Source organism: Streptomyces sp. NPDC006512, assembly GCF_040611935.1.
Lineage (GTDB): Bacteria > Actinomycetota > Actinomycetes > Streptomycetales > Streptomycetaceae > Streptomyces.
In genome coordinates, this window is record NZ_JBEXPG010000069.1 from 1 (window position 1) to 26,700 (window position 26,700).

27 protein-coding genes are annotated in these 26,700 nt (G+C 72.3%); 10 read left to right on the forward strand and 17 right to left on the reverse strand.

The annotated features are described in order from the left end of the window. Positions 1 to 88: 88 nt before the first annotated feature. Positions 89 to 688, reverse strand: coding sequence for an AmfC protein (locus ABZZ17_RS33680; RefSeq protein WP_356881954.1), 600 nt, complete (start codon positions 686 to 688; stop codon positions 89 to 91). Between the two features lie 131 nt (positions 689 to 819). Between ABZZ17_RS33680 and dtd the strand changes: the two genes are divergently transcribed. Beyond that, the gene (gene dtd, locus ABZZ17_RS33685; protein WP_356881956.1) at positions 820 to 1,245 is read left to right on the forward strand and encodes a D-aminoacyl-tRNA deacylase; all 426 of its coding nucleotides are present in this window, start codon (positions 820 to 822) and stop codon (positions 1,243 to 1,245) included. Positions 1,246 to 1,295: 50 nt separating this feature from the next. Here the strand turns inward: dtd and ABZZ17_RS33690 are convergent, their stop codons facing one another. From ABZZ17_RS33690 to ABZZ17_RS33750, 13 genes are all read right to left on the reverse strand, one after another. Then, entirely contained in the window at positions 1,296 to 2,264 is a 969-nt protein-coding gene (locus tag ABZZ17_RS33690; protein WP_356881958.1) for a folate-binding protein, read from the reverse strand. 78 nt (positions 2,265 to 2,342) lie between these two features. Then, the gene (locus ABZZ17_RS33695; protein ID WP_356881960.1) at positions 2,343 to 2,795 is read right to left on the reverse strand and encodes a Fur family transcriptional regulator; all 453 of its coding nucleotides are present in this window, start codon (positions 2,793 to 2,795) and stop codon (positions 2,343 to 2,345) included. A 100-nt stretch (positions 2,796 to 2,895) separates the two neighbouring features. Then, the gene (locus tag ABZZ17_RS33700; protein ID WP_356881962.1) at positions 2,896 to 3,468 is read right to left on the reverse strand and encodes an FABP family protein; all 573 of its coding nucleotides are present in this window, start codon (positions 3,466 to 3,468) and stop codon (positions 2,896 to 2,898) included. Between the two features lie 271 nt (positions 3,469 to 3,739). After that, a complete protein-coding gene (locus ABZZ17_RS33705) occupies positions 3,740 to 4,642 on the reverse strand; it encodes a hypothetical protein (RefSeq protein ID WP_356881964.1) in 903 nt (300 codons plus the stop codon). Then, the gene (locus tag ABZZ17_RS33710) at positions 4,639 to 5,493 is read right to left on the reverse strand and encodes a hypothetical protein (RefSeq protein WP_356881966.1); all 855 of its coding nucleotides are present in this window, start codon (positions 5,491 to 5,493) and stop codon (positions 4,639 to 4,641) included. The genes ABZZ17_RS33705 and ABZZ17_RS33710 overlap by 4 nt, the downstream gene beginning before the upstream one ends. Next, a complete protein-coding gene (locus ABZZ17_RS33715) occupies positions 5,490 to 6,299 on the reverse strand; it encodes a hypothetical protein (RefSeq protein WP_356881968.1) in 810 nt (269 codons plus the stop codon). Before ABZZ17_RS33715 ends, ABZZ17_RS33710 begins: the two co-directional genes overlap by 4 nt. Before the next feature lie 116 nt (positions 6,300 to 6,415). Next, the gene (locus tag ABZZ17_RS33720) at positions 6,416 to 6,679 is read right to left on the reverse strand and encodes a DUF3099 domain-containing protein (protein ID WP_356881970.1); all 264 of its coding nucleotides are present in this window, start codon (positions 6,677 to 6,679) and stop codon (positions 6,416 to 6,418) included. Positions 6,680 to 6,826: 147 nt separating this feature from the next. Continuing rightward, complete coding sequence (locus ABZZ17_RS33725; RefSeq protein WP_356881972.1) at positions 6,827 to 7,117, reverse strand: DUF1416 domain-containing protein; 291 nt, start codon at positions 7,115 to 7,117, stop codon at positions 6,827 to 6,829. A 76-nt stretch (positions 7,118 to 7,193) separates the two neighbouring features. Next, a complete protein-coding gene (locus ABZZ17_RS33730) occupies positions 7,194 to 8,039 on the reverse strand; it encodes a sulfurtransferase (protein ID WP_356881974.1) in 846 nt (281 codons plus the stop codon). A gap of 189 nt (positions 8,040 to 8,228) precedes the next feature. Next, a complete protein-coding gene (locus ABZZ17_RS33735; protein WP_356881976.1) occupies positions 8,229 to 8,318 on the reverse strand; it encodes an Ms5788A family Cys-rich leader peptide in 90 nt (29 codons plus the stop codon). A gap of 156 nt (positions 8,319 to 8,474) precedes the next feature. Further along, positions 8,475 to 9,191, reverse strand: coding sequence for a DUF2993 domain-containing protein (locus ABZZ17_RS33740; RefSeq protein WP_356881978.1), 717 nt, complete (start codon positions 9,189 to 9,191; stop codon positions 8,475 to 8,477). Between the two features lie 89 nt (positions 9,192 to 9,280). Further along, positions 9,281 to 10,471, reverse strand: coding sequence for a hypothetical protein (locus tag ABZZ17_RS33745; RefSeq protein WP_356882047.1), 1,191 nt, complete (start codon positions 10,469 to 10,471; stop codon positions 9,281 to 9,283). Between the two features lie 553 nt (positions 10,472 to 11,024). After that, positions 11,025 to 11,279 carry a MoaD/ThiS family protein gene (locus ABZZ17_RS33750; protein ID WP_356881980.1) on the reverse strand — a complete coding sequence of 85 codons (255 nt, stop codon included), beginning with the start codon at positions 11,277 to 11,279 and terminating at the stop codon, positions 11,025 to 11,027. A gap of 468 nt (positions 11,280 to 11,747) precedes the next feature. Here ABZZ17_RS33750 and ABZZ17_RS33755 point away from each other — a divergent pair, with 468 nt between their 5' ends. From ABZZ17_RS33755 to ABZZ17_RS33775, 5 genes are all read left to right on the forward strand, one after another. Then, positions 11,748 to 12,563, forward strand: coding sequence for a response regulator transcription factor (locus tag ABZZ17_RS33755; RefSeq protein ID WP_356881982.1), 816 nt, complete (start codon positions 11,748 to 11,750; stop codon positions 12,561 to 12,563). 24 nt (positions 12,564 to 12,587) lie between these two features. Beyond that, entirely contained in the window at positions 12,588 to 13,610 is a 1,023-nt protein-coding gene (locus ABZZ17_RS33760; RefSeq protein WP_356881984.1) for a LacI family DNA-binding transcriptional regulator, read from the forward strand. A gap of 183 nt (positions 13,611 to 13,793) precedes the next feature. Next, complete coding sequence (locus ABZZ17_RS33765; RefSeq protein ID WP_356881986.1) at positions 13,794 to 15,008, forward strand: trypsin-like peptidase domain-containing protein; 1,215 nt, start codon at positions 13,794 to 13,796, stop codon at positions 15,006 to 15,008. Between the two features lie 86 nt (positions 15,009 to 15,094). Further along, the gene (locus tag ABZZ17_RS33770) at positions 15,095 to 15,829 is read left to right on the forward strand and encodes a response regulator transcription factor (protein WP_356882049.1); all 735 of its coding nucleotides are present in this window, start codon (positions 15,095 to 15,097) and stop codon (positions 15,827 to 15,829) included. After that, positions 15,826 to 17,271, forward strand: a complete 1,446-nt coding sequence (locus ABZZ17_RS33775) for a HAMP domain-containing sensor histidine kinase (protein ID WP_356881988.1) — start codon at positions 15,826 to 15,828, stop codon at positions 17,269 to 17,271. The genes ABZZ17_RS33770 and ABZZ17_RS33775 overlap by 4 nt, the downstream gene beginning before the upstream one ends. Here the strand turns inward: ABZZ17_RS33775 and ABZZ17_RS33780 are convergent. Both ABZZ17_RS33780 and ABZZ17_RS33785 read right to left on the reverse strand, forming a co-directional pair. Then, the gene (locus ABZZ17_RS33780; RefSeq protein ID WP_356881990.1) at positions 17,251 to 18,135 is read right to left on the reverse strand and encodes a phosphatidylinositol-specific phospholipase C; all 885 of its coding nucleotides are present in this window, start codon (positions 18,133 to 18,135) and stop codon (positions 17,251 to 17,253) included. The two genes, ABZZ17_RS33775 and ABZZ17_RS33780, sit on opposite strands and share 21 nt — an antisense overlap. Before the next feature lie 60 nt (positions 18,136 to 18,195). After that, positions 18,196 to 18,783 carry a TetR/AcrR family transcriptional regulator gene (locus ABZZ17_RS33785; protein WP_356881992.1) on the reverse strand — a complete coding sequence of 196 codons (588 nt, stop codon included), beginning with the start codon at positions 18,781 to 18,783 and terminating at the stop codon, positions 18,196 to 18,198. 121 nt (positions 18,784 to 18,904) lie between these two features. On the opposite strand from ABZZ17_RS33785, the gene ABZZ17_RS33790 reads away from it, so the two are divergent. Further along, the gene (locus tag ABZZ17_RS33790; protein WP_356881994.1) at positions 18,905 to 19,687 is read left to right on the forward strand and encodes an alpha/beta hydrolase; all 783 of its coding nucleotides are present in this window, start codon (positions 18,905 to 18,907) and stop codon (positions 19,685 to 19,687) included. Positions 19,688 to 19,772: 85 nt separating this feature from the next. Here the strand turns inward: ABZZ17_RS33790 and ABZZ17_RS33795 are convergent, their stop codons facing one another. Next, complete coding sequence (locus tag ABZZ17_RS33795) at positions 19,773 to 21,590, reverse strand: bifunctional metallophosphatase/5'-nucleotidase (protein WP_356881996.1); 1,818 nt, start codon at positions 21,588 to 21,590, stop codon at positions 19,773 to 19,775. A 171-nt stretch (positions 21,591 to 21,761) separates the two neighbouring features. On the opposite strand from ABZZ17_RS33795, the gene mshD reads away from it, so the two are divergent. The 3 genes from mshD to ABZZ17_RS33810 all read left to right on the forward strand — a co-directional run bounded on the left by mshD (position 21,762) and on the right by ABZZ17_RS33810 (position 26,163). Further along, complete coding sequence (gene mshD / locus ABZZ17_RS33800; protein WP_356881998.1) at positions 21,762 to 22,688, forward strand: mycothiol synthase; 927 nt, start codon at positions 21,762 to 21,764, stop codon at positions 22,686 to 22,688. Positions 22,689 to 22,982: 294 nt separating this feature from the next. Then, positions 22,983 to 25,238, forward strand: coding sequence for an RNA degradosome polyphosphate kinase (locus ABZZ17_RS33805; RefSeq protein WP_356882000.1), 2,256 nt, complete (start codon positions 22,983 to 22,985; stop codon positions 25,236 to 25,238). After that, entirely contained in the window at positions 25,219 to 26,163 is a 945-nt protein-coding gene (locus ABZZ17_RS33810; protein ID WP_356882002.1) for a CHAD domain-containing protein, read from the forward strand. Before ABZZ17_RS33805 ends, ABZZ17_RS33810 begins: the two co-directional genes overlap by 20 nt. The last annotated feature ends 537 nt before the right edge of the window (positions 26,164 to 26,700 follow it).

Here is a 26,700-nt window from a genome sequence, read left to right on the forward strand (position 1 = left end):
CCGCGTACTGGACGTACTTGGCTTTCGCCCGGTGCGGCGAGAGCGCGTGCCAGGCGTCGCGGGGCAGACGGGAGTTTGACGACAGGCCCTAGGCCAGCAGGTCGTCCACCTGCGCCTCGCCCTCCCGGTAGCGGCGGGTGATCTCCGCGCTGGAGTCGTCCGCCATCCGCTGGAGCTGCTGCCGGCGGCGCGAGACCTGCTGCTCGTACCGCACCAGCCGGGCCATCCCGTCGTGCAGTTCGGCGTCGGTACGGGCCTCCAGGTCGGACAGTTCGACGTCGGAGAGCATCTCGGCGGCCAGCAGCCGGAACTCCTCGTTGTGCGGGGTGCCGAGCGTGACGTGCCGGGCGGAGGCGCTGCGGCTGGACGGCGCGTCGGCGAGGATCTCGGAGAGCCGGTCCACGACCGGCGCCTCGGGGTCCGTCCGGCGGGCGAGTTCGGCGCGCAGGATGTCGATGCGGCCTTGCAGGAGTCTGCGGACGTAACTGAGGTCGGCCTCGTCGCGCTGCGCGTCGCGGCGCAGCGCGCGCAGCTCGGGCAGGCCGAGCGCGGTGGCGGGGGTGGCCTGGGTGGTCGGGCCCGGGCCGTCGCCGGTGCGCTGCGCGGGAGGCCGCCCGCCGGGCGACGTCGGTGACGCGGGTGACGTGGGTGACGCGGGTGCAGGTGCGGAGGTACCAGAGGTGTTCATCGTTCGTATCCGTCCCCTCGACCGGTGCAGGGGGCACCGCCTGCGTGCATGGTGCCACTCTCCGTGGTGCCGACGCAGTCCCACTGCACCCGATCGGCCCCGGACGGGTGCACGCCTGGTACACAGGTGGTATGCGAGCAGTGGTGCAGAGGGTGGACGGCGCGAGCGTGGTCGTGGCCGGGGAGACGGTCGGCGAGATCGTCGGCGAGGGGCTGTGCGTCCTGGTGGGGGTGACCCACGACGACACCCCGGAGAAGGCCGCGGTGCTGGCGCGCAAGCTGTGGTCCGTACGGATCCTGGACGCGGAGAAGTCCTGCAGCGACATCGGCGCGCCGCTGCTGGTGATCTCCCAGTTCACGCTCTACGGGGACGCCCGCAAGGGCCGGCGCCCCACCTGGAACGCGGCCGCGCCCGGCCCGGTGGCCGAGCCGCTGGTCGACGAGGTCGTGGCGCAGCTGCGCGCGCTGGGCGCGACGGTGGAGACGGGCCGGTTCGGCGCGGACATGCGGGTCTCGCTGACCAACCACGGCCCGTTCACCATCGTCATCGACGTCTGAGGCGCCGGCCCCGGCGTACGGGAGCTACGGCGCGCGCCGGGGCTACGGCGCTACGGCGCTACGACGACCTCCTGCGCGGCGGCCGTGTTCCCGGCGAGCAGCGGCGCGTCCACGGGCACGTTCCGCTTGACCAGGGCGAGGGCGATCGGGCCGAGCTCGTGGTGGCGCACGGCGGTGGTCACGAAGCCGAGCTGGCGGCCCTCCTCCCCGTCCGCGGCGAGCCGTACGGGCGTGCCGTGCGCCGGGAGCAGGACCTCGGAGCCGTCCAGGTGCAGGAAGACCAGCCGGCGCGGCGGCTTCCCCAGGTTGTGGACGCGGGCGACGGTCTCTTGGCCGCGGTAGCAGCCCTTCTGGAGGTGCACGGCGGTGCCGATCCAGCCCAGCTCGTGCGGGATGGTGCGGTGGTCGGTCTCCAGCCCGACGCGCGGGCGGTGGGCCTCGACGCGCAGGGCCTCGTAGGCGAGGAGTCCGGCGGCGGGGCCGTGCGTGGCGGCGAAGGCCTCCAGCCCGTCCCGGGGCAGGAACACGTCGCGGCCGTACGGGGTTTCGCGTACGGCGAGTTCCTTGGCGACCTCGGCGATCGAGCCGGCCGGGAGGTGGACGACGGCGAAGTCGGCGGTGCGGTCGGCCACTTCGACGCGGTAGAAGAACTTCATCGCCTCCAGGTAGGCGATCAGCGCCTCCTGGGTGCCGGGCTCGACGTGCGCCCACACCGTCTCCCCGTCGTCGACGAGGTAGAGGGCGTGCTCGATGTGGCCGTTCGCGGACAGGATCAGCGCTTCGGTGGCCTGTCCGGCGGGAAGGTCGGTGACGTGCTGGGTGAGCAGCAGGTGCAGCCAGCTGAGGCGGTCCGCCCCGGTGACGGTGACGACACCGCGGTGGGAGAGGTCGACGAAACCTCGGCCGTCGGCGAGGGCGCGCTGTTCGCCGTAGAGCTCTCCGTAGTGGGCGGCGACGCCCTCGTCACGGCCTTCGGCCTGTACGGCGCCGGGGAGATGGAGCAAGGGGCTGCTGGTCATGCCACCAAGCGTACGACCCCGCCCGGACGCCCCCCAGGGCGCTCCCGCCGCGCGCCGCGACACGGGCTGCGGCACGGGCTACGGCTGCTCCGGCCCGTCCGGGTCGGCCGCGCGCCGGGCGGCGCACTTCTTGCACAGCCCGAAGATCGCGAAGTGCTTCATGTCGGTCTCGAAGCCGAAGGTGGTGCGGAGCTTCGCCGTGAACTCGGCGGCGATGTCCAGGTCCGCCTCGATGACGTCGGTGCAGTCCCGGCAGACGAGGTGGATGTGGTGGTGCCGGTCGGCGAGGTGGTAGGTGGGGGCCCCGTGCCCGAGGTGGGCGTGCGACACCAGGCCGAGCTCCTCCAGGAGCTCCAGGGTGCGGTAGACGGTGGAGATGTTGACCCCGGAGGCGGTCTTGCGCACCTCGACGAGGATCTCGTCGGGGCTGGCGTGCTCCAGGGCGTCGACCGCTTCCAGCACAAGCTGCCGCTGCGGTGTCAGCCGGTATCCGCGCTGCCGCAGGTCGCTCTTCCAGTCGGTGGTCACCACCCGGCCAGTGTAAGCGCGCGAAGGGGACCGCGGGCGAGTCCGCGGTCCCCTTCGTTTCGTACGGCTGTGCGCCCGGCCGGCGGGATCCGGCGCGGGGGGCTCAGCGGAAGAAGGCGATGCCGTCTTCCGGGAGCTCCGGGAGGTTGCGCGCCATGTCGGCGATCTCCTCCGGGGTGACGACCTTCTTCAGCTGGGCCGACATGTAGGGGCGCAGCTCGACGTCGGGCGTGGCCTTCTCGCCGACCCACATGAGGTCGCTCTTCACGTACCCGTAGAGGCGCTTGCCGCCGCTGTACGGGCCGGACGCGGCCGTGCGGGCGACCGCGTCGGTGACGACGTCGATCTGGGGCTTCTGGTGGGCGAGCTCGCCGTACCAGACCTCGACGACGCCCTGGTCACGGACCATGACGATCTCGACCTTGCGGTCCGCGTCGATGCGCCAGTAGCCCGACTCGGACTCCAGCGGGCGCACCTTGTTGCCCTCGGCGTCGAGGACCCAGGTGTGGGAGGTGTACTCCAGGAAGTCCCGGCCGTCGTGGCTGAAGACGACTTCCTGGCCGAAGTTGCACTTCTCCTCGCCGGGGAAGTCGAAGACGCCGGCGCCTTCCCAGTTTCCGAGGAGGAAGGCGAGGGGGACGAGACCCGGGTTCAGGTCCGACGGGATCTGGATCATGGTTGGCTGCTCAGGCGATCTGTTTGAGGGGTTCCGGGGCGGTCGGCTGGGCGGACGCTCAGCGCTGACCCTGGTACAGCTTCTTGACGGCCAGGACGGTGAAGGCCATGACGCCGACGCAGACCAGGACCAGCAGGGAGGTGAAGACTGCCTCAAGCACGGGGTGCTCCTCGGAGGATTCGATGGCGGGGTACGGGCCGGTCCCCAAGCCTACTGGCCCGGGGACCGGCGCACTGTGTGAGGTAGGCCGTACGCCCGTATGGCAGCCGGGTCAGCGCAGCAGCTGGTGCTGGAGGATCACCGTCTGGTGGAGGGGGACGGCGGGCACCGTGCCCTTGCGGGTCTGGAGGATCACGGCCTGGACGTCGCCGGACTGGACGCAGGCGGCCCGGACCATGTCGTCGCCGACGGGGGCGGACTCCTCCATCACGGTCACGCCGGTGGTGTCGGGGGCGCCCTGGTCGACCTTGGCCTTGCCCCAGACGGAGTCGGTCTCGATGCGGTTGACCCCGCTGAGGTTCATGTCGGCGCCGCAGCCCTCGAAGGCGTCCGCGAAGCCGGAGGAGTGGAAGCGCAGCAGGTAGATGCGGGTACGGGTGCCGTCCGGGGTGGTCCAGCCGCGGGCCACGGCCTGGCGCAGGCCGTTGTCGGCGAGGCCCTGCTTGAGCTTCTCGCGCGCGCTCCCCTCGTACTCCTCCATGAGGGTGTCCACGGAGACGGCCGAGTCCTTCTCCAGCTTCAGCGCGGCGTCCGGTACGGAGCCCTTCGGCGCGGGCAGCAGCAGCTGGGTCAGGCCGGCGTAGTGGATGCCGTCGGCGTTGTCCTTGGCGAAGGGCAGCGCGGCGCCCGGGGGCAGCGCGGGCTTGGCCAGGGCCGGGTACTCCCAGCGGCCGTCGCCGAGGGTGGCGAGGCCGGGGAGGTCGGTGCGGTCGGACTGGACGACGCCGTACGCGGCCCCCGTGCCGGCGGCGCCGAAGACGAGGACGGCGGCGGTCCAGCGCAGGGCCGCGAACAGCTTGCGGCGGTCCTTGGGGGCGGCGGGGGCGGGGGCGGCAGCGGTGGGGGCCGGGGCCGGGGGTGCGTCGGCCGGGGCCGGGGGTGCGTCGGCCGGGGGCGGGGGCGGCGGGGTGTCCAGCGGAGACGTTTCCGCCGGGGTGGTGTGCTGCTCGGTCACGCGGACTCCCCGGGGGACTTCAGGTGGTTCAGCTGCTTCTTGAGGAAGTCGACCGCGTCGGTCGTGTAGAAGCCGGACTTGGGGCCGTAGGCACGGAAGTCGACCATCACGTCGCCCTCGACCGCCACGCAGTAGACGGAGTCGATCTTCTCCTCCTTCTCCTCGCCGACGGCCAGCAGCGAGCACTTGGCGTCCGGGTACCCGTCCACCTTGGGGCCCTCGCGGTCGTCCCCGAGGACCTCCAGGAACTTCTTCGACATCCCGGCGAAGGCGTTCAGGGCCTGCGGGTCGGCCTGGAGGATCCTGACCTCCACGACCAGGTTCCCGCCCCACTTCATGTACGTGCGGCCCGCCTGGCCCTTGAGCTTGAGATCGGCCAGCAGCTCGTCGCGCATCTTGCGCTCCGTGGTGGACAGGCCCTTGCGGACCTCCTTGAAGCCCTCGACGGCCTTGTCGCCCGAGACGACGAAGTCGTTGCCCTGGACCCCGAAGTCGGGACCGAGCTCGTAACTGGAGGGCACCGGGAGCAGCTTGGCCGACACCGCGTTGGCGGGCACGCTCTCCGGCTCCGGCGTCTTCCCCGGCTCCGTGCCGGCGGGGGCCCAGTAGGCGGTGGGCGCGCTGCGGTCGGCGTCCTCGACGGTGGCGGACGCCCAGACCCCGGCGCCCACCAGGACGGCCAGGCTGAGCACGCCGACCACCAGCGGGCCGGCCTTGACGCGGCTCCCGGCGGGGACGGCGGCGGGCGCCGCGGCGTCGGGGGCGGGCACGGCGGTCTGCTCGGCGGTCTGCCCCGCGGTCTGCACGGCGGTCTGCGCGGCCGTCTTCGGGTCGTTCGTCGGCTCGGTCACAGTCGCTCCAGCTGTCGCTTGGCCAGGTCGATGACGTCGGATTCGGCGATCTTCGCGCCCCGGTTGTCGTTGTAGAAGATCTCCATGACCACGTCACCGCGCCGGACGACGGCGCGGGCACCGCGGATCGGCTCGTAGCCGGCCTTCTGCTGGACCTTCGAGTCCACCCAGACGTGGCCGAGGTCGTCGGGCACGCCGGGAACGGCCACACCCGGGTTGCCGGCGAACTTCGCCAACGGCATGTACTCGGCCTGCTGCTTCTGGTAGTCGTCCGCGTCCTCCAGTTCGGCGAACTGGATGAGCCGGACGTCCACGTAGTACCGGCCGTCCGTCACCCACGCGGTCAGCGCGACCCGGCGCACGCCGGTGGCGAAGTCCCGCAGGGCCGCTTCCGGGTTCTCGAAGGGCGCCGCGAAGAAGTCGAGCGACTCGAAGGACGGCGGCACGGTGACCTTCGCCCCCGACGGCGGCGCCAGCAGCAGCTTCGTCAGGTCGTCGTCGGTCTTGTGCCAGCGGTTGGCGTTGATCGACTTGAAGGTCGTCTCCGTGTCCGCGGCCAGCGGCTTCGGCGTGTCCAGCCCCTGCTGCGCCAGCGGGGGCAGCGGGGTCGGTTCGCGGTGGAACTGGACCGCGTAACCGGTGACCGTGCCGGCGAGGGCGCCGAGTACGAGGGCGGCGGCGATCAGGAGCGTCGTACGCCCGCGGCGTCGAGGCCGGGGCGCGGCGGGAAGGGCCGGTCCCGGAATTCCCGCGCCCTCACTCTCCCCCGGTGCGGGCAGTTCGGCAACGGTCTGTTCTGGTTCCAAAGGAGGTCCCCCCACAGGACTGGAAGGCGCCGGTTGACTTACCTGCGCAAAGCCAAGACCGGCCGCAGCGGGAACCAGTTGTACGTACCCTTATTACATTTTTATATAGGCGGGTTTCAGTCCTCGTGCCGCCGCTTTCCGTCCAGTTCGTCCCACCACTCGTCCGATTTCGGATCCCCCGAGGGGTCGTCCCACCAGCGGTCTTCGGGGCCGCGCCGGTTCGCGACCATCGCGGCGACCGGCGGGATGACCATGGCGACCACGCAGAGGGCCACGGCGGCCTCCACCGACCACAGGCGCACGAAGGACCAGGCGGAGACGAAGAGGAACAGGCATCCGCCCATGAGCAGGAAGTAGGCGCGACGGCGCCGGGCGTACATGCCTCCAGCGTAGAGCGGCCGGCGCCGCCCGCAAGGCCCCGGGACGGCACGAAGGGCCGCACCCCGCTCCAGTGGCGTCCAACCCCCGGGGGTGCGGCCCTTCGGCCGGTCAGTCGTTCAGGCGTACGGTGCTCAGACCGCCGGTGCTCAGACCGCGATCGCCACGTCCGTCACGCCGCCGGCCTCGGCGACCACGACGCTGCGGTCGGCCGTGCCGCCCGGCACGAGCGCGCGCAGCGTCCAGGAACCGGTGGCCGCGTAGAAGCGGAACTGGCCCGTCGCCGAGGTCGGGACCTCGGCGGTGAACTCGCCGGTCGAGTCCAGCAGCCGGACGTATCCGGACACCGGCTCGCCGCCCTGGGTGATCTGGCCCTGGATCGCGGTCTCACCGGGCTTCAGCGTCGCGAGGTCGGGCCCGCCGATCTGTGCTCCACACATGTTCTCTGTCCTGTCCTAGAGAGGTCGTACTGGCTACTACGGGCTGGCCACTACGGGCCCTGCGTGCCCGGCAGGGTTACTTGTTGGGGCCGAGCTCGATCGGCACGCCGACCAGCGAGCCGTACTCGGTCCACGAGCCGTCGTAGTTCTTGACGTTCTCCTGGCCCAGGAGCTCGTGCAGCACGAACCACGTGAGCGCGGAGCGCTCGCCGATGCGGCAGTAGGCGATGGTGTCCTTCGCCAGGTCGACCTGCTCGGCCTCGTAGAGGGCGGTCAGCTCGTCGTCCGACTTGAAGGTGCCGTCGTCGTTGGCGTTCTTCGACCACGGGATGTTGCGGGCGCTCGGCACGTGGCCGGGGCGCTGCGACTGCTCCTGCGGGAGGTGCGCCGGGGCGAGCAGCTTGCCGGAGAACTCGTCGGGCGAGCGGACGTCGACCAGGTTCAGGGAGCCGATCGCGGCCACGACGTCGTCGCGGAAGGCGCGGATCGAGGTGTCCTGGGCCTTGGCCTTGTACGTGGTGGCCGGGCGGTTCGGGACATCCTTGCCGTCGACCAGGTCGCGGGAGTCGAGCTCCCACTTCTTGCGGCCGCCGTCGAGGAGCTTCACGTCCTGGTGGCCGTAGAGCTTGAAGTACCAGTAGGCGTAGGACGCGAACCAGTTGTTGTTGCCGCCGTAGAGGACGACGGTGTCGTCGTTGGAGATGCCCTTGGCGGAGAGGAGCTTCTCGAAGCCCTCCTGGTCCACGAAGTCACGGCGGACCGGGTCCTGGAGGTCGGTCTTCCAGTCGATCCGGACGGCGTTGGTGATGTGGTTCTTGTCGTAGGCGGACGTGTCCTCGTCCACCTCGACGATGACGACGTTGGCGTCGTTCAGGTGGGCCTCGACCCAGTCGGCGTCTACGAGGACGTCGCTGCGGCTCATGATGTTCTCCTCCGGGGCAGTGTGCGGCGGGGCTGTGCTGGTGCTGCTGCGGGGCTGGGCGGTGCGGTGGCGCGCCGTTCCGGGATGTCGCGCTCGGTCCCTGCGCGGGGAGGCGTCAGGGGCGGGAGGCGGGTGCGGTCACGCGGATGAAGGCCGTCGTTCCGGCCGGTGGAGCGGAAGGCTCACACCTCACATGGCGCGACAGAGCATGGCGGCGACGCGACACAGGTCTACTGCCCGCCGCTTCGTGAGGTCCGCCTGCTGATGCTTCATAGGCATGGATCGTAGGGACGAATCGGCCGCCCTGTCACCGGTGTGTCATATGTCGAGACAGGATCGTCCGGATGATGGGACGAGAAAGCCCCGGAGGCCTGTCTGGAGGCCTTCCGGGGCTCTTCGTACGGTCGTCCTATCTGCGGATCGGACCGCGCCGTCTCACGATCCGGCCAGCGACACGTCCGTACCGCTCAGGCTGAGGTGGACACCGGCTTCGTCCGAGGTCAGCGAGGAGAGGCCGAGCCCGGACGGCAGTCCGCCGTCGAGGCGGCGGTCGAAGTCGGTCCGCTTGCGGATCTCCCGCTCGATCCCGGGGAGGCCCTCGCCCGGGACCTCGTCCGCGCGGACCCGGACGATCTTGCCGCCCTTGCCGTCCTTCGCGTCGACGAGGGCGACGGTCGACACGACGTGCCGGGTGACGGACTTGCCGAGGAAGTCGAGCGTCGCGGTGACCTTCACCTTGCCCGGGGACCCGCCGTAGGTCAGCACCACGCCCTTGTCCGAGGCCTTGGTGAGGTCCTCGTACGAGATCAGCGCGCTGCCCTCGGCGCGCCGGGCGGTGCCGCCCGTGTAGTCGCCGTTCAGCTTCACCTCGCGGAAGCTCGCGTCGATCTGCGAGAGGCGCGTCTTGCGGCCGTCCGCGGTGGCCTCGACGCCGCTCAGCTTCAGGTTCACGCGGTCGAGCTCGTGGCTGAGGGCCTGGGTCAGGAAGGGGAAGCCCTCTATCTCCACCTCGGCGCTGCCCCCGGCCCCCTGCCGCGCCTGGATGCGGTCGGCGAGCTGGTTCTCGGCGTAGCCGACGGCCCAGCGGTCCGCCCCCACGAACAGGGCCCCCAGAACCACTCCGATGATCAAGACGACGCGCAGGAAACGCACGTGCCCTCCCCCTACTAGTCGGTACGTGCGTTCTAGTGGACCACGGCCGGCCGTGAGCCCGGTGTGAGGCCGCCGTCAGCGCCCGCGGATCAGCCCACCACCCGTCCGATCAGGTACACGGCGGGGGCGGCGACGGCCAGCGGCAGCGCGACCCCGGCCGTCATGTGGACGAACTTCGACGGGTAGTCGTACGCCGCCACCCGCAGGCCGACCAGGGCGCAGACCCCGGCGGCGAGACCGAGCAGCGCCCCGCCGGCCCCCAGGCCCGTGACGGTGCCGACCGCGATGCCCGCACCGGCCGCGGCGGCCAGCGAGACGCCGACGGAGGGCACGGTCGGCAGCGGCAGGGCCCGGGTGAAGACGGCGACCGCGACGGCCGCCGCACCCACGCTGACGGCCTTGCCGTCGGCCGCGAGGAAGCCCGCGCAGACGATCGCCAGGGCGGCGGAGGCCACCGAGGCCATCAGCCCGTACATCCGCTCGTCGGGGTCCGCGTGGCTGCGCAGCTGGAGGACCAGCGTGAGCAGCACCCAGGCGCCGAGGGTGCCGATGATCGCGCCGGGGCCGTACGTACTGTCCACGGCGAGCACCGCCGCGTCCGCGACGAGGGCTCCGAGGAAGGCGAGGGCGATGCCCTGACGGGCGGGCCACATGCCGTTCAGGCGGAACCAGCCGGCCGCGGTGAGGCCCTGGAGGGCGATCAGCGGGAGCAGCAGGGCGAAGTCCCCGAAGGCGGCGGCCGCGGCCAGCAGCAGCCCGAGGGCGGCGGTCAGTATGGCCGGCTGCGGACCGGGGTCGATGATCGGCGAGCGGCCCTCGGCGCGGGCCTGGGCGGGGTCGACGGCGCGGATGGTGTTGCCGCCCAGGGTCGGGGGGGAGTACTCGGCGGCGGGCCCGGCCGCCGCCGGGGCGGGGGCGGCGGCGGGAACGGCAGCGGCAGCCGCCCCGGCGCCGTCGGGGCCGGGGTAGGGCGGAAGGTACGCCGTCTGCTCGGCGGCGTCCTCACGGACCGGCGGGAGGTACGCCGTCTGCTCGGCGGCACCCTCACGGACCGGCGGAAGGTACGCCGTCTGTTCGGCGGCACCCTCACGGACCGGCGGGAGGTACGCCGTCTGCTCGGCGGCGGGGTCGGGTGCGGCCGGCTGGGGCGGCAGGTACGCGGTGGACTCGGCGTCCCAGGCCTGCGGCAGGGGCTGCTGGGGCTGGTGCTGCTGGTGCTGCTGCGGCTGGAGGGGCTGCTGCTGCGGGGTTTCCTCGCGGAACCACCCGTCCGGCGCCATCGGCTGCTGCTGCGGCTGCTGCTGGGCGGCCTCCGGCCCGGGGTACGGCGGCAGGTACGCCGTCTGCTCGGCGGCGCCGGCGGAGGTGCCGGGGCTCACCGGCCACGGCTCCGCCTGCCCGCCCTGCGTACCCCACTGCTGCTGCGCCTGCTGCTGCACCTGCTGGGGCGCGGCCTCCTCGCGGAACCACCCGTCCGGCGCAATCGGCTGCTGCTGCGGCTGCTGTACGGCCTCCGGCCCCGGGTAGGGCGGCAGGTACGCCGTCTGCTCGGCAGGGGCGTCGGGCGCACCGGCGCCCGTGGGCCACCCGCCCTGCGCGCCCCACTCCTGCTGCTGCGGCTGCGGCTGCTGCGGCTGCGGGGCGGCCTCCTCGCGGAACCACCCCTGCGGCGCGGCCGGCTGCCCGGGCACCGTGCCCAGCGGCGGCTGCACCGGCTGGTAGCTGGTGTCCCAGGTGTCGGCCTGCCAGGTCTGGGTCCCGTACGGGTCCTGCTGGTCATCGGCGGCCTGCTGCTGCCGGCGCTGTTCTTCCGGAGTGCTCATCGGTTCCCGTTCACCCGCCCGCGAAGGGCGGAAGCACCTCGACGGTGCCCCCTTCGGTCAGCAGCACGGCATCGTGGGGACGCTTGCCCACGGGCTCGTCGTTCACGAGGAAGGAGCAGCGCAGCAGGACCCGTGTCAGCTCTCCCGGGTGGCGTTCCCGCACGGCGTCGAGCGCCTCGGCCAGTGTGCGCGCCGAGTACGGCTCCTCCGCCGTCCCGGCCGCGGCCTTGGCCGCCGCCCAGTAGCGGATGGTTCCGGTTGCCACTGCAGCTCCTATCGTCGCCATCGTCGGCTCTCTACCGTCGGCCTCCATGATGACCCCTCCGGCCCTGCCCCCCGGCGTACCCCGACGCGCCCCGTGTGCGCCCCGGTACCCGTGCGGGGGTCCACCGATCCGGTGAAACCGGGGCATACGCTGGGGGAAGGCGTGTCGCGAACCACAGAACGGGGTGCGACGAGGCCTCGGCCGCGAAAGGGCCGGTGGGCTATTCTGGCGGCGTAGAGGATCCGGGCAACGTAGCCCCCGGGTCCTTTTGTGCTTTCAGCACGTTGAACGGACCGAGAACAGTGGTATCCATCCGGACCCCACGGGCGCGGGGGCCGGGCGGACGCCAGGCAGTAGTCGTACGAAGCAGTACCACGCACGTCCTCGACGGGACCGAGGAGGAACCGACGTGATGGACCAGCGAACCGTGCACGTGCACGACCACCCGAGCTGGGCAGGTGGTCGGGCATGAGCTCCCTCCTGCTGCTGACCAACGCCCTGCAGCCGTCGACCGAGGTGCTGCCCGCACTCGGCCTGCTGCTGCACAACGTCCGGGTCGCCCCCGCCGAGGGCCCCGCCCTGGTGGACACCCCCGGCGCCGACGTCATCCTCGTCGACGGCCGCCGCGACCTGCCGCAGGTGCGGTCGCTGTGCCAGCTGCTCCGCTCCACCGGACCGGGCTGTCCGCTGATCCTCGTCGTCACGGAGGGCGGCCTCGCGGCCGTCACCGCCGACTGGGGCATCGACGACGTCCTCCTCGACACCGCCGGTCCGGCCGAGGTCGAGGCGCGGCTGCGGCTGGCCACGGGCCGCCAGCAGCTGGGCTCGGACGACTCCCCGATGGAGATCCGCAACGGCGACCTGTCGGTCGACGAGGCGACGTACAGCGCGAAGCTGAAGGGCCGGGTCCTGGACCTGACCTTCAAGGAGTTCGAGCTCCTGAAGTACCTCGCCCAGCACCCGGGCCGGGTCTTCACCCGCGCACAGCTCCTCCAGGAGGTGTGGGGGTACGACTACTTCGGCGGCACCCGCACGGTCGACGTGCACGTACGGCGGCTGCGCGCCAAGCTGGGCCCCGAGCACGAGTCGCTGATCGGCACGGTCCGCAACGTCGGCTACCGCTTCGTCACCCCGGAGAAGGTCGAGCGGGCGGCGGCGGAGGCGGCCTCGAAGGCCGCCGCGAAGCCCGCCGCCGCAGCGGAGTCCCCGGAGCCCGCCGACCTCCCCCGGATGGAGGAAGCACCTGTGAGCATCCACTCGGCCGGACGCCCTGCCCAGAGGTAGGTCACCCCGCGTAGACTTCCGCGCGTGGCCAAGGTGACGCGGGATGACGTGGCGCGACTTGCGGGTACCTCTACCGCCGTCGTGAGCTACGTCATCAACAACGGACCCCGGCCGGTTGCCCCGGCCACGCGCGAGCGTGTACTCGCCGCGATCAAGGACCTGGGCTACCGCCCGGACCGGGTCGCGCAGGCGATGGCGTCCCGGCGCACCGACCTCATAGGCATGATCGTCCCGGATGCCCGGCAGCCGTTCTTCGCGGAGATGGCGCACGCGGTCGAGCAGGCCGCCGCCGAGCGCGGAAAGATGGTGCTGGTCGGCAACTCCGACTACCGCGACGAGCGCGAGGTCCACTACCTGCGGGCGTTCCTCGGCATGCGGGTCTCCGGGCTGATCCTGGTCAGCCAGGGCATGAGCGAGCGCGCGGCCTCCGAGATCGAGGCGTGGGACGCCCGGATCGTGCTGCTGCACGAGCGCCCCGAGGCCATCGACGACGTCGCGGTGATCACCGACGACATCGGCGGCGCGCAGCTCGCCACCCGGCACCTGCTGGAGCACGGGCACCCGTACGTGGCCTGCATCGGCGGGGTCGAGAACACCCCGTCGGTCGGCGACCCGGTGGCCGACCACGTCGAGGGCTGGCGGCGGGCCATGCTGGAGGCCGGGCGTTCGGTGGAGGGGCGGCTCTTCGAGGCCCCGTACAACCGCTACGACGCGTACACCGTCGCCCTGGAGGTGCTGTCGGGGCCGGACCGCCCGCCGGCGATCTTCTGCGCCACCGACGACCAGGCCATCGGCGTCCTGCGGGCGGCCCGCGAACTGCGGATCGACGTTCCGGGGGAGCTGGCGGTCGCCGGCTTCGACGACGTGAAGGAGGCGGCGCTGACGGACCCGCCGCTGACCACGATCGCCTCGGACCGGCCCGCGATGGCCCGCGCCGCGGTGGACCTCGTCCTGGACGACGCCCTGCGCGTGGCGGGCTCCCGCCGCGAGCGCCTGAAGCAGTTCCCCTCGGCCCTGGTCATCCGCCGCTCCTGCGGCTGCCGCTGACGGCCCGTCCACCAGCCGGCCGGTCAGTCGCCGGTGAGGTACGGGCCGTCGCCCCGGCTGTGGGTGCACGAGCAGCGGCGCGGTCCGTCCGGGCCACTTCCTTATATCGGGCATACGAGGTTCTGCCGGGCTTCTCAGGCGGGGCTCAGGAAGCTCTCATGATCGGGCGGGACAGTCGGAGACATGACCGACAGCTTCCGCCGCGAAGGCGAGTACCCGCAGGAGAACCGCCCGGCCCAGGACCAGCCGTTCGGCGAGGACTGGCAGCGCGGACGTGACCGGCTGGCGCAGGACGCCGGGGCGGGGGGCTACCCGCCGCCGCCCGCGTACCCGCCGCCCGCCGCGCCCGGCTGGCACGAGGCGCACCGCCCGCCGGTCATCCAGGGCGAGACGGTCCCGCCCGCCACCACCTGGACCGCCCGCGAGGCGGCCCCCGAGGCCGGGCCCGCGCACGCCGCCCGCGCGAAGCGGCCGGTCGCGCTGCTGGCTGCCGTCGCCCTCGCGGCCGCCGTGATCGGCGGCGGGACGGCCACGGCCGTGCAGCAGTTCCTGGTTCACAACGGGGTCGCCTCCGGCGGGGTCAGCGCCTCCAACGTGTCGCAGTCCGGCACGGGCACCGTGAGCGGGGTCGCCGAGCAGGTCAGCCCGTCCGTCGTGCGGATCGACACCCGTACCGGGTCGGGCCAGGGCACCGGCTCCGGCATCGTGATCACCGCCGACGGGGAGATCGTCACCAACAACCACGTCATCGACGGCGCCTCCGAGATCCAGGTGACGATGAGCGACGGCAAGAAGTACCCCGCCAAGATCGTCGGCACGGACCCCGACAAGGACCTCGCGCTGATCAAGCTCCAGGGCGCGAGCGGCCTGAGGCCCGCCTCGCTCGGCAACTCCGACCGGCTCAAGGTCGGCGACGAGGTCGTCGCGATCGGCTCCCCCGACCGCCTCACCGGCACCGTCACCAGCGGGATCGTCTCGGCGCTGGACCGCGAGGTGAACGTCCCGAAGTCGGAGCGGCAGCAGTCCCCGCAGCGCGGTCAGGGCGGCTGGCCGTTCTCGTACGACGGTCAGCAGTTCAACGGGAACACGGGCTCGGACACCACCTCGTACAAGGCCATCCAGACGGACGCCTCCCTGAACCCGGGCAACTCCGGCGGCGCGCTGGTCAACATGAACGGCGAGATCGTCGGCATGCCCTCCGCGATCTACTCCCCCTCCTCGGACAGTTCGAGCGCGGGCAGCGTCGGCCTGGGCTTCGCCATCCCCGTGAACACGATCAAGGCCGACCTCGACTCCCTCCGCAAGGGCGGCCCGGGCGGCACCGGCTCCGGCAACGGCTCCGACAACAGCGGCAGCGGCAACGGCAGCGGCACCAACGGCTTCGGCACCTCCTTCTGAGCCGTGCACCGGCCGGCCCGTGCGACGCTGGGAAGCGCCGTCACCCACCACATCCCATGGCCGACCACCACCCCGAGGGGACCGAGATGAACGCCGCCGAAGGCGACCAGCAGCGCATCCTCGTCGTCGACGACGAACCGGCCGTACGCGAGGCCCTGCGCCGCAGCCTCGCCTTCGAGGGGTACGCCGCGCAGACCGCGGTGGACGGCCTCGACGCGCTCGACCGGGCCGCCTCCTACGCCCCCGACCTGATCGTCCTCGACATCCAGATGCCCCGGATGGACGGGCTGACGGCCGCCCGCAGGCTGCGCGCGTCCGGCAGCGTCACCCCGATCCTGATGCTCACCGCCCGCGACACCGTCGGCGACCGCGTCACCGGCCTCGACGCGGGCGCCGACGACTACCTGGTCAAGCCGTTCGAGCTGGACGAGCTGTTCGCCCGCGTCCGCGCCCTGCTGCGGCGCAGCGCGTACGCGGCGCCCCGGCCGGACGCGGACGGCCACGAGGACGCGCTGACCTTCGGGGACCTGCGCATGGACCTCGCGACCCGCGAGGTCACCCGGGGCGGGCGGGCGGTGGAGCTGACCCGTACCGAGTTCACGCTGCTGGAGATGTTCCTCGCGCACCCGCGCCAGGTCCTGACCCGCGAGCAGATCCTCAAGACCGTCTGGGGCTTCGACTTCGAGCCCAGCTCCAACTCCCTGGACGTGTACGTGATGTACCTGCGCCGCAAGACCGAGGCGGGCGGCGAGCCCCGTCTGGTGCACACCGTGCGCGGGGTGGGGTACGTGCTGCGCCAGGGCGACGGCGGTCCGGAGTGACGCCGGCCGCCAGATTCCGCGCGCTGCCGCTGCGTTCACGGATCGCGCTGCTGGTCACGGTCGCGGTGGCGGTCGCCGTCGCGGCCGTCGCCGGCGTGTCCTGGGTGATGGTGAAGGCGCAGCTCAGCGATCAGCTCGACCGCTCCCTGATGGCGACGGACGTGAGCGCCGAGGTGGCCCGGACGCTGCGGGAGGGCTGCATGACGCGGGTGCCGCAGCCGAACCAGCAGGTCGCCGGGAACCTGGGCGCGACCGTGCAGCTCGTCCTGGCCGACGGCACCCACTGCTGGGTGAGCGGGCGCACCAGCCTGCCCGTGACGGGCACCGACCAGGAGATCGCCTCGGGCGAGGGCACCCGCAAGAGCGCCCTGCACGACGTGACGACCGACGACGGCATCGACATGCGGGTCCTGACGCGCCAGTTGCAGACCCCCTCGACCGGCCAGTTCTTCGCGATCTCCATCGCGAAGCCGCACTCGGACGTCGACGAGCCGATGTCGACGCTGGCCTGGATCCTGCTGGTGGTGTCGGGCATCGGCATCTTCGGGGCGGGCGCGGCCGGGCTGTGGGTGGCCCGTACGGGGCTGCGGCCGGTGGACGAGCTGACCGGCGCCGTCGAGCACATCGCCCGGACCGAGGACCTCACCGTGCGGATCCCCGACGAGGGCGACGACGAGATCGCCCGTCTGTCGCGGTCCTTCAACTCGATGACGGCGGCGCTGGCCTCCTCCCAGGAGCGGCAGGCCCAGCTGATCGCCGACGCCGGGCACGAACTGCGCACCCCGCTCACCTCGCTGCGGACGAACATCGAACTGCTGGCCCGCAGCGAGGACACGGGCCGGGCCATTCCGCCGGAGGACCGCCGGGAACTGCTGGCCTCGGTGAAGGCGCAGATGACGGAGCTGGCCTCGCTGATCGGGGACCTCCAGGAGCTGTCCCGTCCGGACGCCGCCCCGCACGGCCCGCTCGGGGTGGTGGCCCTGCACGAGATCGCGGGGACGGCCCTGTCGCGGGCCCGGCTGCGCGGTCCGGAGCTGCGGTTCGGCTCGGACCTGGAGCCCTGGTACGTACGGGGCGAGGCGGCCGCGCTGGAGCGTGCGGTGGTCAACGTGCTGGACAACGCGGTGAAGTTCAGCCCGCCGGGCGGCGCCGTCGACGTGACGCTGCACGCGGGCGAGCTGACGGTACGGGACCACGGGCCGGGCATCCCGGCGGAGGACCTGCCGTACGTCTTCGAGCGGTTCTGGCGTTCCCCGTCGGCCCGCGCCCTGCCCGGCAGCGGCCTGGGCCTGTCGATCGTGGCCCGTACGGTCCAGCGGGCGGGCGGCACCGCCGCGCTGCGGGCGGCGGCCGACGGCGGCCCCGGTACGGAGGCGGTGCTCCGCGTCCCGGGGGCGCCGACGCCACCGCCGGCCGGGCCGTCAGTTGTGCCGGATCAGTGATTCGACCAGGCCGGAGCGGGTGTTCGGGAAGTCCAGCGGGACGATCCCGAGCCCGGTCCGGCCGGCCAGTTCGCCGCCGTCGACGAAGGCGTGGACCTGCGGGTTGAGCCGGTCGGAGTTCCAGCGCGGCGGCATGTACGCCGAGGTGCTGACGTAGTTCACGAACAGCTTGCCGGGCTGTTGCACGGCCCGCCGGAAGTGGTTCTCGATCTTGCCGCGCTTGGCGAAGGGCTCGGCGTTCCAGTCGTCCTGGACGTCGAAGACGTTGCCGTCGGCGTACCGCAGGCCGGGCAGGCCGCCGTTGTCGGCGAGGAGCACCACCTTGCCGCGGGCCGCGCCCAGCGAGGCGGGCAGCGCGTCGGCGATGCGGAACAGCGGCCGCCAGCCCCGGTTGTCGAGGTAGTCGTCGAAGATCGCGCGGAAGGTGGCGTCGCTGTCGCCGGAGTACTCCTGCTTGACCCGCATCAGGACGGTTTCGGAGGGGTGGGCTGCGAGGAAGTTCCAGCAGGCCACGAGCACGTCGCCGAACATCAGGTCCTGGAAGAACGATCCGTGGTGGATGGCGAACGATCCGCCCGTGACCCGGCAGCGGACGTCGAGGAAGCGGATGCCGGCGTCGAGTTGCTGGGCGATCGAGGTGTTCTGGCAGGCGACGTACAGCCCGCCCTTGCGGGCGCCGGAATCGTGGGTGCCGGGGATGGTCATCCGCTGGAGCGGGGTGGAGTCGGCGAGGCCGGCCATCCAGTCCTGGGTGCCGAGGGCGCGGGCGGAGGCCGGGGCCGCCGTCCCGAACCCCACGGCGGCCGCCGCCGCCAGTGCCCCCGCCCCGGTCAGAAACGTCCGCCGGTCCAGTGCCACGCCCATGTCCGCCCCTTTGCCGACCCAGTGATGGGACGGGATTATGGCGTGCCGGACCCGCCTTTACTACCCGTCGGTAGAGACGGGTTGGTCGAGCAACTCGGCCATCCTGCGCAGGCCTTGGGCCAGCGCGTGCCCGTCGGGCGCGTGCTCCGGGTCCGTCAGGGCCTGCACCATCACCCCGCTCAGCAGCGCGAGGTGCACCGATCCGAGACCGCGTACGTCCTCCTCCGCGACCGCGTCCTCGGGCACCCCGGCCAGCTGCGCCGCCACCATGCGCCGGGAGCGGCGCTGGCCCTCGGCGAGCGCCGCGAGCAGCTCGGGCGAGGACTGGGCGTGGACGAAGGCCTCGACGTTGGCGATCCACAGCCAGCGCATCTCGCCGAAGTCCCGGATCTTGCGGTCCCAGGTGTCGGCGTACCGCTCCTCGGTGGTGTCGCCCTGGCCGGTGAGCCGGCCCGAGCCGGCGGCCCAGTCGTCCATGGCGGCGAAGAGCGCCTGGTTGAGGAGGGCCTCCCGCGAGCCGTAGTGGTAGCCGATCGCCGCCATGCTCACCTGCGCGGCCGCGGCGATGTCGCGCACGGTCGTGCGCAGGTAGCCCTTCTCCTCCAGGCAGCGCCGCGCTCCGGCCAGCAGGTCCTCGCGATTTCCCATGGCGGGATCGTAGCCGCGCCGGTTTTGGGCAAGCGCCCTACACGATCGTATTGCGCGCACGCCCAAGTCCTGGCAGGCTGCGTCCATCGGATGATCCACCGGCACACGGAAGGCACCGGACATGCGCCACGAGCTGAAGATCGACGACCGCACCCTCTCCTACCTGGACTTCGGCGGCCCGGGCCGCCCGCTGCTCGCCCTCCACGGGGGCCTGTCCGAAGGAGTCGCGTTCAAGGCCCTCGCCCAGGAGCTCGGCGACCACTGGCGGGTCATCGCCCCCGACCAGCGCGGCCACGGCGACTCCGGCAGGGCCACCGCCTACGACCGCGAGGGGTACGTCTCCGACGCCGTGGCCCTGCTGGACCACCTCGGCCTCCACGAGCCCGTGGCCCTCCTCGGCTACTCCCTCGGCGGGCTCAACGCCTACCACCTGGCCGCCCGCCACCCGGAGCGGATCGGCGCCCTCATCGGCGTGGACTGCGCCGTGGAGGTCCAGCCCGGGCAGTCCGAGTGGTTCGCCTTCCTCCGCGGCCTGCCGTACACCGCGCCCACCACGGGGGAACTGCTGGCCGCGGCCGGCCCGGTGGGCGGCCAGATCGTCGGCGCCGCGCTGCGCCGGCTCCCCGACGGCGCCGGCTGGCGGATGCCGTTCCACCCGCAGGACATGCTCGACTCGATCGAAGGCTGCCGAGGCGACCACTGGGACGCCTGGCTCGGCAGCAACTGCCCGGCCCTCCTCGTCCACGGCACGGACAGCCACGCCCTGCCCCGGGAGCAGGCCGACGCGATGGTGGCCCGGCGGCCCGGGACCTCGTACGCCCCGCTGGACGGGGACCACTTCGTGCCGTTCCGCAACCCGCGGGGCTTCCACCGGGCCGTCTCGGAGTTCCTCGCCACCCTCTGAGGAACCGGACACCGCTCCCGGGAAACGCCGGAGGGGCGGCGGACCTGGGGCCCACCGCCCCTCGTGGGCGTACCGCGTACGGGAGTTACTTGACGACGGTGATCCGGTTCGCCGCCGGCGGGGCGATCGGAGCCGACTCCGAGGAGTTGTTCGCCAGGTAGGCGTTGAAGCAGTCCAGGTCGGACGCGCCCACCAGCTTGTTCTTGTGCTCCTTCAGGACGGTGAAGCCGTCACCGCCGCCCGCGAGGAACTCGTTCATCGCGACCCGGTAGGTGCGGGCGGGGTCGATGGCCGCGCCGTTCAGCTTCACCGAGTCCGCGACGATGCGGTCCGCGCCCGTCTTCGTCATGTCGAGGGTGTAGGTGAAGCCCTTCGACACCTGGAGGATCTTCGGGTTCGGGCCGTTGACCGGGCCGGTGACCTGCTGCTGGAGCGCGGTCACGAGCTGCGCGCCGGTCAGGTCGACCACGTTCATCATGTTGGTGAACGGCTGGACCGTGAAGGCCTCCCCGTACGTCACCACTCCGTCGCCCTCGGCCCCGGAGGCCTTGTAGGCGAGGTCGGAGCGGATGCCGCCCGGGTTCATGATCGCCAGCTCCGCGCCGCCCTTGTCGGCGGGGGCCAGCGCCTCCAGCTGCGCGTCGGCGATGAGGTCACCGAGCGGCTTCTCGAACTCCGGCGAGCCGCGGCCCGGGATGTCCGCCGAGATGAAGCCCTGCGGGCGGTCGGCGACCGGGGCGGCCAGCGCGTTCCAGCGCTGGATCAGCTCGGTCATGTCCGCGGCCTTGGGCTGCTCCCGGGTGACGACCTTGTTGACCGGCTTGGGCGCCTTGACCGGCGTACGGACGATGTCCTTGGTCTGCCGGTCGTAGGTCAGCGTGGTGTCCGTGTACAGGCGGCCGAGCGAGGCGGCCGAGGTGACCGTACGCGGGTTGCCCGCCGGGTCGGGGATGTTGCAGCTGTAGGCCTGGTGCGTGTGGCCGGTGACCAGCGCGTCGACCTTCGCGTCGACGTTCTTGGCGATGTCGACGATGGCACCGGAGATGCCGGCGCCGGCGCCCGGGACGTCGCAGTCGTAGTTGTACGCGCCGTTCGCGGGCAGCCCGCCCTCGTGGATCAGCGCGACGATCGACTTCACGCCCTGCTTGTTCAGCTCCGCGGCGTACTTGTTGATCGTCTCGACCTCGTCGCCGAACTTGAGGCCCTTGACGCCCTCGGCGGTGACGACGTCCGGCGTGCCCTCCAGGGTGACGCCGATGAAGCCGATCTTCACGTCCCCCTTCTTCCAGATGAAGGTGGGCGACATCATCGGACGCTTGGTCTTCTCGTCCGTCACGTTGGCCGCGAGGTACTGGAATTCCGCTCCGGTGAACGTCTTGCCGTACTCGAAGCAGCCTTCGACCGGGTGGCAGCCGCCGTACGCCATGCGGCGCAGCTCGGTGCGGCCCTCGTCGAACTCGTGGTTGCCGACGCTGGACACGTCCAGGCCGAGCTTGTTCAGCGCCTCGACGCTCGGCTCGTCGTGGAAGAGACCGGACAGCATCGGGCTGCCGCCGATCATGTCGCCGGCCGCGGCCGTGACGGAGTACTCGTGGCCCTTGCGGGCCTCGCGCAGGCTGGTCGCCAGGTACTCGACACCGCCCGCCGGTATTGCCTTGGTGGTGCCGTCTGCCTGGCGTTCGCTCACCGTGCCCGAGGAGCCCTGCGGGGGCTCCAGCGTGCCGTGGAAGTCGTTGAACGACAGCATCTGTACGTCGACGGTCCGGCTCTGGGCCGTACCGCCACCACTCGCGGCTCCGGCCGGCAGTGCGGCGGCGACCATGGCTCCGGCACCGGCCGTCAGGGCGAGTGCGGTGAAGGTCAACCGGCGGGCCGTGCGGGGCCGTTGTGGCGTCGCTGACATTTAGTCCCCTTTGTGGACAGCGAGACAAGTTGGGAGGTCCGCCGCAGCTTATTGTCAACGCGCGTAGCACGACAGGGGGTATCGGGTTGCGAGCTGGTTACGCGGCGGCGTTGCGGGGCCGGTGGGGCCCGCGGGGCACGGAACCGCGGGCGGCGGTCGTAGGCTCGGGGCATGACTGACGCAGCAGCGGCCCTGGAGCCCGGACGGCAGATTCAGACCCTCGACGAGCTGACGGAGGAACAGGCCGCATCCGTCCTGGAGCTCATCGCGGAAGCGGCCCGCACCGACGGCACCACCGCGGTGTCCGAGCAGGGGCGGCTCCAGCTGCGCGGCGGACCGCGCGAGGGCATCCGGCACTTCCTCCTGAGCGACGGCACCCGGCTCGCCGGATACGGGCAACTGGAGGACACCGACCCGGTGGAGGCCCCCGCCGCCGAGCTCGTCGTGCACCCCGCGCTGCGCGGGCGCGGCCACGGCCGGGCGCTGGGCTCGGCCCTCCTGAACGCCTCCGGCAAGCGGATCCGGGTGTGGGCCCACGGCGGCAAGTCCGCCGCCCGGCACCTCGCGCAGGTGCTCGGCCTGACCCTCTTCCGCGAGCTGCGCCAGCTGCGCCGCCCCCTCGCCGGCGGCGACCCGCTGCCCGAGCCGGCCCTGCCGGCCGGCGTGAGCGTACGGACCTTCGTACCCGGCCAGGACGACGCGGCGTGGCTCGCGGCGAACGCGGCGGCCTTCGCCCACCACCCGGAGCAGGGCTCGCTGACGCAGCGGGACCTGAACGACCGGATCGCGCAGCCGTGGTTCGACGCGAAGGGCTTCTTCCTCGCGGAGCGCGACGGCGAGCTGGTCGGCTTCCACTGGACGAAGGTGCACGGGGCGGAGCGGCTCGGCGAGGTCTACGTGGTCGGCGTCAAGCCGGGCGCCCAGGGCGGCGGCCTCGGCAAGGCCCTGACGGCGATCGGTCTGCGGCACTTGGCGGCGTCGGGCCTGCCGACGGCGATGCTCTACGTGGACGCCGACAACCCGGCGGCCCTGGCCGTGTACGAGGGCCTCGGCTTCACCACCCACGAGGTCGACCTGATGTACCGCACCGAAAGCTGACGGGCCGGTCACGCTCCGCGCCGGGGGAACGGCTCCGCGCGTCCGTGGATAACGCAGAGAACGCAGAGAACACGGAGAACGCAGAGAACGCACGTTTTCCACCACGTACGGGCCCGTGAGCCCGGCCGGAAGCGCCCCGGAGACGAAGGAAGCCCCAGGAAAGCCCAGAAGCCATACGCCATTAACCGGGCATTCAGAAGCGCTTGCCAGTCTCCGGTCATGCAGCCCCGACTCCGACTGACAGCCGATGCTTCCGACGCGCCTGTCCTGCCTCGTGCGCGGAAGAATGGAGGCATGAGCCAGAAGCCCAGCGCAGGTCCCACCGAGGTCCCCGCCCAGCACCCGTCTCACCCGTCCGGAAACTCCGCGGCAGCGGTCAAGGCGCGGCTGGGCTCCATAGCCGCCCACCGCCCGCACGGCGGCCTGGATCCGGACCTCGACGCGGATCTGGACGCGTACGAGGACAAGGACGAGACGGGCGAGCTGCCCGCGAACCGGTTCCTGGACCGGGAGCGCAGCTGGCTGGCCTTCAACGAGCGGGTCCTGGAGCTCGCGGAGGATCCGAACACCCCGCTGCTGGAGCGCGCGAACTTCCTGGCGATCTTCGCGAGCAACCTCGACGAGTTCTTCATGGTCCGCGTCGCGGGCCTGAAGCGGCGCATCGCGACGGGCGTCGCCACCCGTTCGGCCTCAGGCCTGCAGCCGCGTGAGGTGCTGGACCTGATCTGGACGCGTTCGCGCGAGCTCATGGCCCGGCACGCCGCCTGCTACCAGCAGGACATCGCCCCGCAGCTGGCGGAGGAGGGGATCCACCTCATCCGGTGGCCGGACCTCACCGAGAAGGAGCAGGCCCGCCTCTTCACGCTGTTCCGCAACCAGATCTTCCCGGTGCTGACGCCGCTGGCCGTGGACCCCGCGCACCCCTTCCCGTACATCTCCGGCCTCTCGCTGAACCTGGCCGTCGTCGTCCGGAACCCGGTCAGCGGCCACCGCCACTTCGCCCGGGTCAAGGTCCCGCCGCTCCTCTCGCGGTTCCTGGAGGCCTCCCCGCAGCGCTACGTCCCGCTGGAGGACGTCATCGCCGCGCACCTGGAGGAGCTGTTCCCCGGCATGGAGGTGCTCGCGCACCACATGTTCCGGGTGACCCGCAACGAGGACCTGGAGGTCGAGGAGGACGACGCGGAGAACCTCCTCCAGGCGCTGGAGAAGGAGCTCATGCGGCGCCGCTTCGGCCCGCCGGTGCGCCTGGAGGTCGAGGAGTCCATCGACCCCGGCGTCCTGGACCTGCTCGTGCAGGAGCTGAAGGTGTCCGCGGCCGAGGTGTACCCGCTGCCCGGGCCGCTGGACCTGACCGCCCTGTTCGGGATCTCCTCCCTGGACCGGCCGGAGCTCAAGTACCCGAAGTTCGTCGCGGGCACGCACCGTGACCTGGCCGAGGTGGAGTCGGCGTCCGCACCGGACATCTTCGCCGCGCTGCGCGAGCGGGACGTCCTGCTGCACCACCCGTACGACTCGTTCTCCACGTCCGTGCAGGCCTTCCTGGAGCAGGCCGCCGGCGACCCGGACGTCCTCGCGATCAAGCAGACGCTGTACCGGACCTCGGGCGACTCGCCGATCGTCGACGCCCTGATCGACGCGGCCGAGTCCGGCAAGCAGGTCCTCGTACTCGTCGAGATCAAGGCCCGGTTCGACGAGCAGGCCAACATCAAGTGGGCGCGCAAGCTGGAGGAGTCCGGCTGCCACGTCGTCTACGGCCTGGTGGGGCTCAAGACGCACTGCAAGCTCTCCCTCGTGGTCCGCCAGGAGGGCGACACCCTGCGCCGCTACTCGCACGTGGGCACCGGCAACTACCACCCGAAGACCGCCCGGCTCTACGAGGACCTCGGCCTGCTCACCGCAGACCCGCAGGTCGGCGCGGACCTCTCCGACCTCTTCAACCGACTGTCGGGGTACTCGCGCCGCGAGACCTACCGCCGGCTGCTGACCGCCCCGAAGTCCCTGCGCGACGGACTGATCTCGCGCATCGACAAGGAGGCCGACCACCACCGGGCCGGCCGGCCCGCGTACGTCCGGCTGAAGATGAACTCGATCGTCGACGAGGCCCTGATCGACTCCCTGTACCGGGCCGCCCAGGCGGGCGTCCCCGTCGACATCTGGGTGCGCGGCATCTGCGCCGTGCGGCCCGGTGTCCCGGGGCTGTCGGAGAACATCCGGGTCCGCTCGATCCTCGGCCGCTTCCTGGAGCACTCCCGGGTCTTCGCCTTCGGCAACGGCGGCGAACCGGAGGTGTGGATCGGCAGCGCCGACATGATGCACCGCAACCTCGACCGCCGCATCGAGGCACTGGTGAGGGTCACCGACCCCGCCCACCGCGCGGCACTGGACCGGATGCTGGAGACCGGCATGTCCGACGCCACGTCCTCATGGCACCTGGGTCCGGACGGCGAGTGGACCCGGCACAGCACGGATGCCGAGGGCCAGCCGCTGCGGCACGTTCAGGAGATGCTCATAGACGCCCGGAGGCGCCGGCGTGGCTCAGCCAAACCATGACCCGACCGCAGGTGACGTACTCGCCCCGTACCTGCGCTCCCAGGCCACCGCGTTCCTGCGCGCGCTGCGCCTGCACGACGAGAGCACCGGGAGCGGGGCGGACACCCCGGACAGCGGGGAGGCGGCGCGCGGCCTGCGGGGGGCTGCGCGCCGCATCGCCGGCTCCCTGAGCACGTTCCGGGTGGTGACCGAGTCGGGCTGGGCCGACGGGCTGCGCACCGAGCTGGTGTGGCTGTCCTCGACGCTCGCGGACGAACACGCCTACGCCGCCCGGCTGTCCCGGCTGATGGAAGCCCTGGCGCGGCTTTCGGCGGCACCCGAGGTACCGGCGCCGCGCGGCGGCACGGGCTCGTCGGGGGCGCTGACGGTGGGATCGGCGCGCGCGGGCGCACTGCTGGAGCGACAGCTCACGCTGGCGCGGACCCGCGCCCACTCCACCACCCTCCAGGCACTCGGTTCGTCCCGCTTCCACGCGGTGGCCGACGCCGTGGCGGTGCTCGCCTCGGAGGTCCCGCTGGATCCCGTGGCCGCCCGCGGACCGGTGGCGGAGGTACTGGTCCCGCTGGCCGCGGTCACGGAGGGCCGGCTCGCCACCGCCGTCGCCGCCCTGCCCGCCACCGGGGACACCCCGTACTCGGCGCACGAGGACGGCGCCTGGCACGAGGTGCGCCGCCTGCTGCGGGTCCACCGGTACGCGCGGGAGACCCTCGGCGAGGACGTCGTCCGGCTGGCGGCGGCGGGCCGGGCCCTGGACCGGCACCGCGACGCCTCCGACGCGGCCACCGCCTCGGCGGCCGCCGCCCGCACCCCGAGGATCGCCCCGGCGACGGCGTACGCCCTGGGCGTCCTGCATGCCGACCAGCGCCACGCCGCCCTGGCCGCCCGTCGCGCCTTCCACACCATCTGGCACCCCCTGCCGGCGTAGGGCGCGTCCTCGGTACGCGCGCCCCTTGCGACGGCACGCGCACGACGCCGCCCCTGCCCCCGGCGCCCCCGCTACGGCGCCGGACCAGGAGACCCCGGCCGGCGGGCGGCCGGGGGCTCGCCCGTCCCCGACCTGCGCGACCGGCGGGCCGGGGCGGCCGAACGTACCCTGGTGCCCAGGTGAAGACGCCCTGGACGGGCCCCGCCCGGCGCCCTTCGGCAGCCCGCGACCGGCGCATTCCAGCCACGCCCCACCACCGCGCCCCTCTGGCCCCGCGACGGGCGACCGGAAGTCACAGAGGGATAACGGGCGAACAACGCCCCCTTACGTCCGGGTACAAACCGCCCCATCCGCACCCGGTCGCCCGCCACGGTTCACTCGCCGTTCACCAAGCGCCGTCGACCGCTTCACCTGTTCTGCCTAATTTCAGTACTGCAAGGTGCGAGCCGGTCCGGAAACCACGGCGTACGCACCCCGCGACCCGTAGTCCTCTTCGCACGCCGCCCCGATACAGAAAGCGGCCGGCGGCTCCTCGGA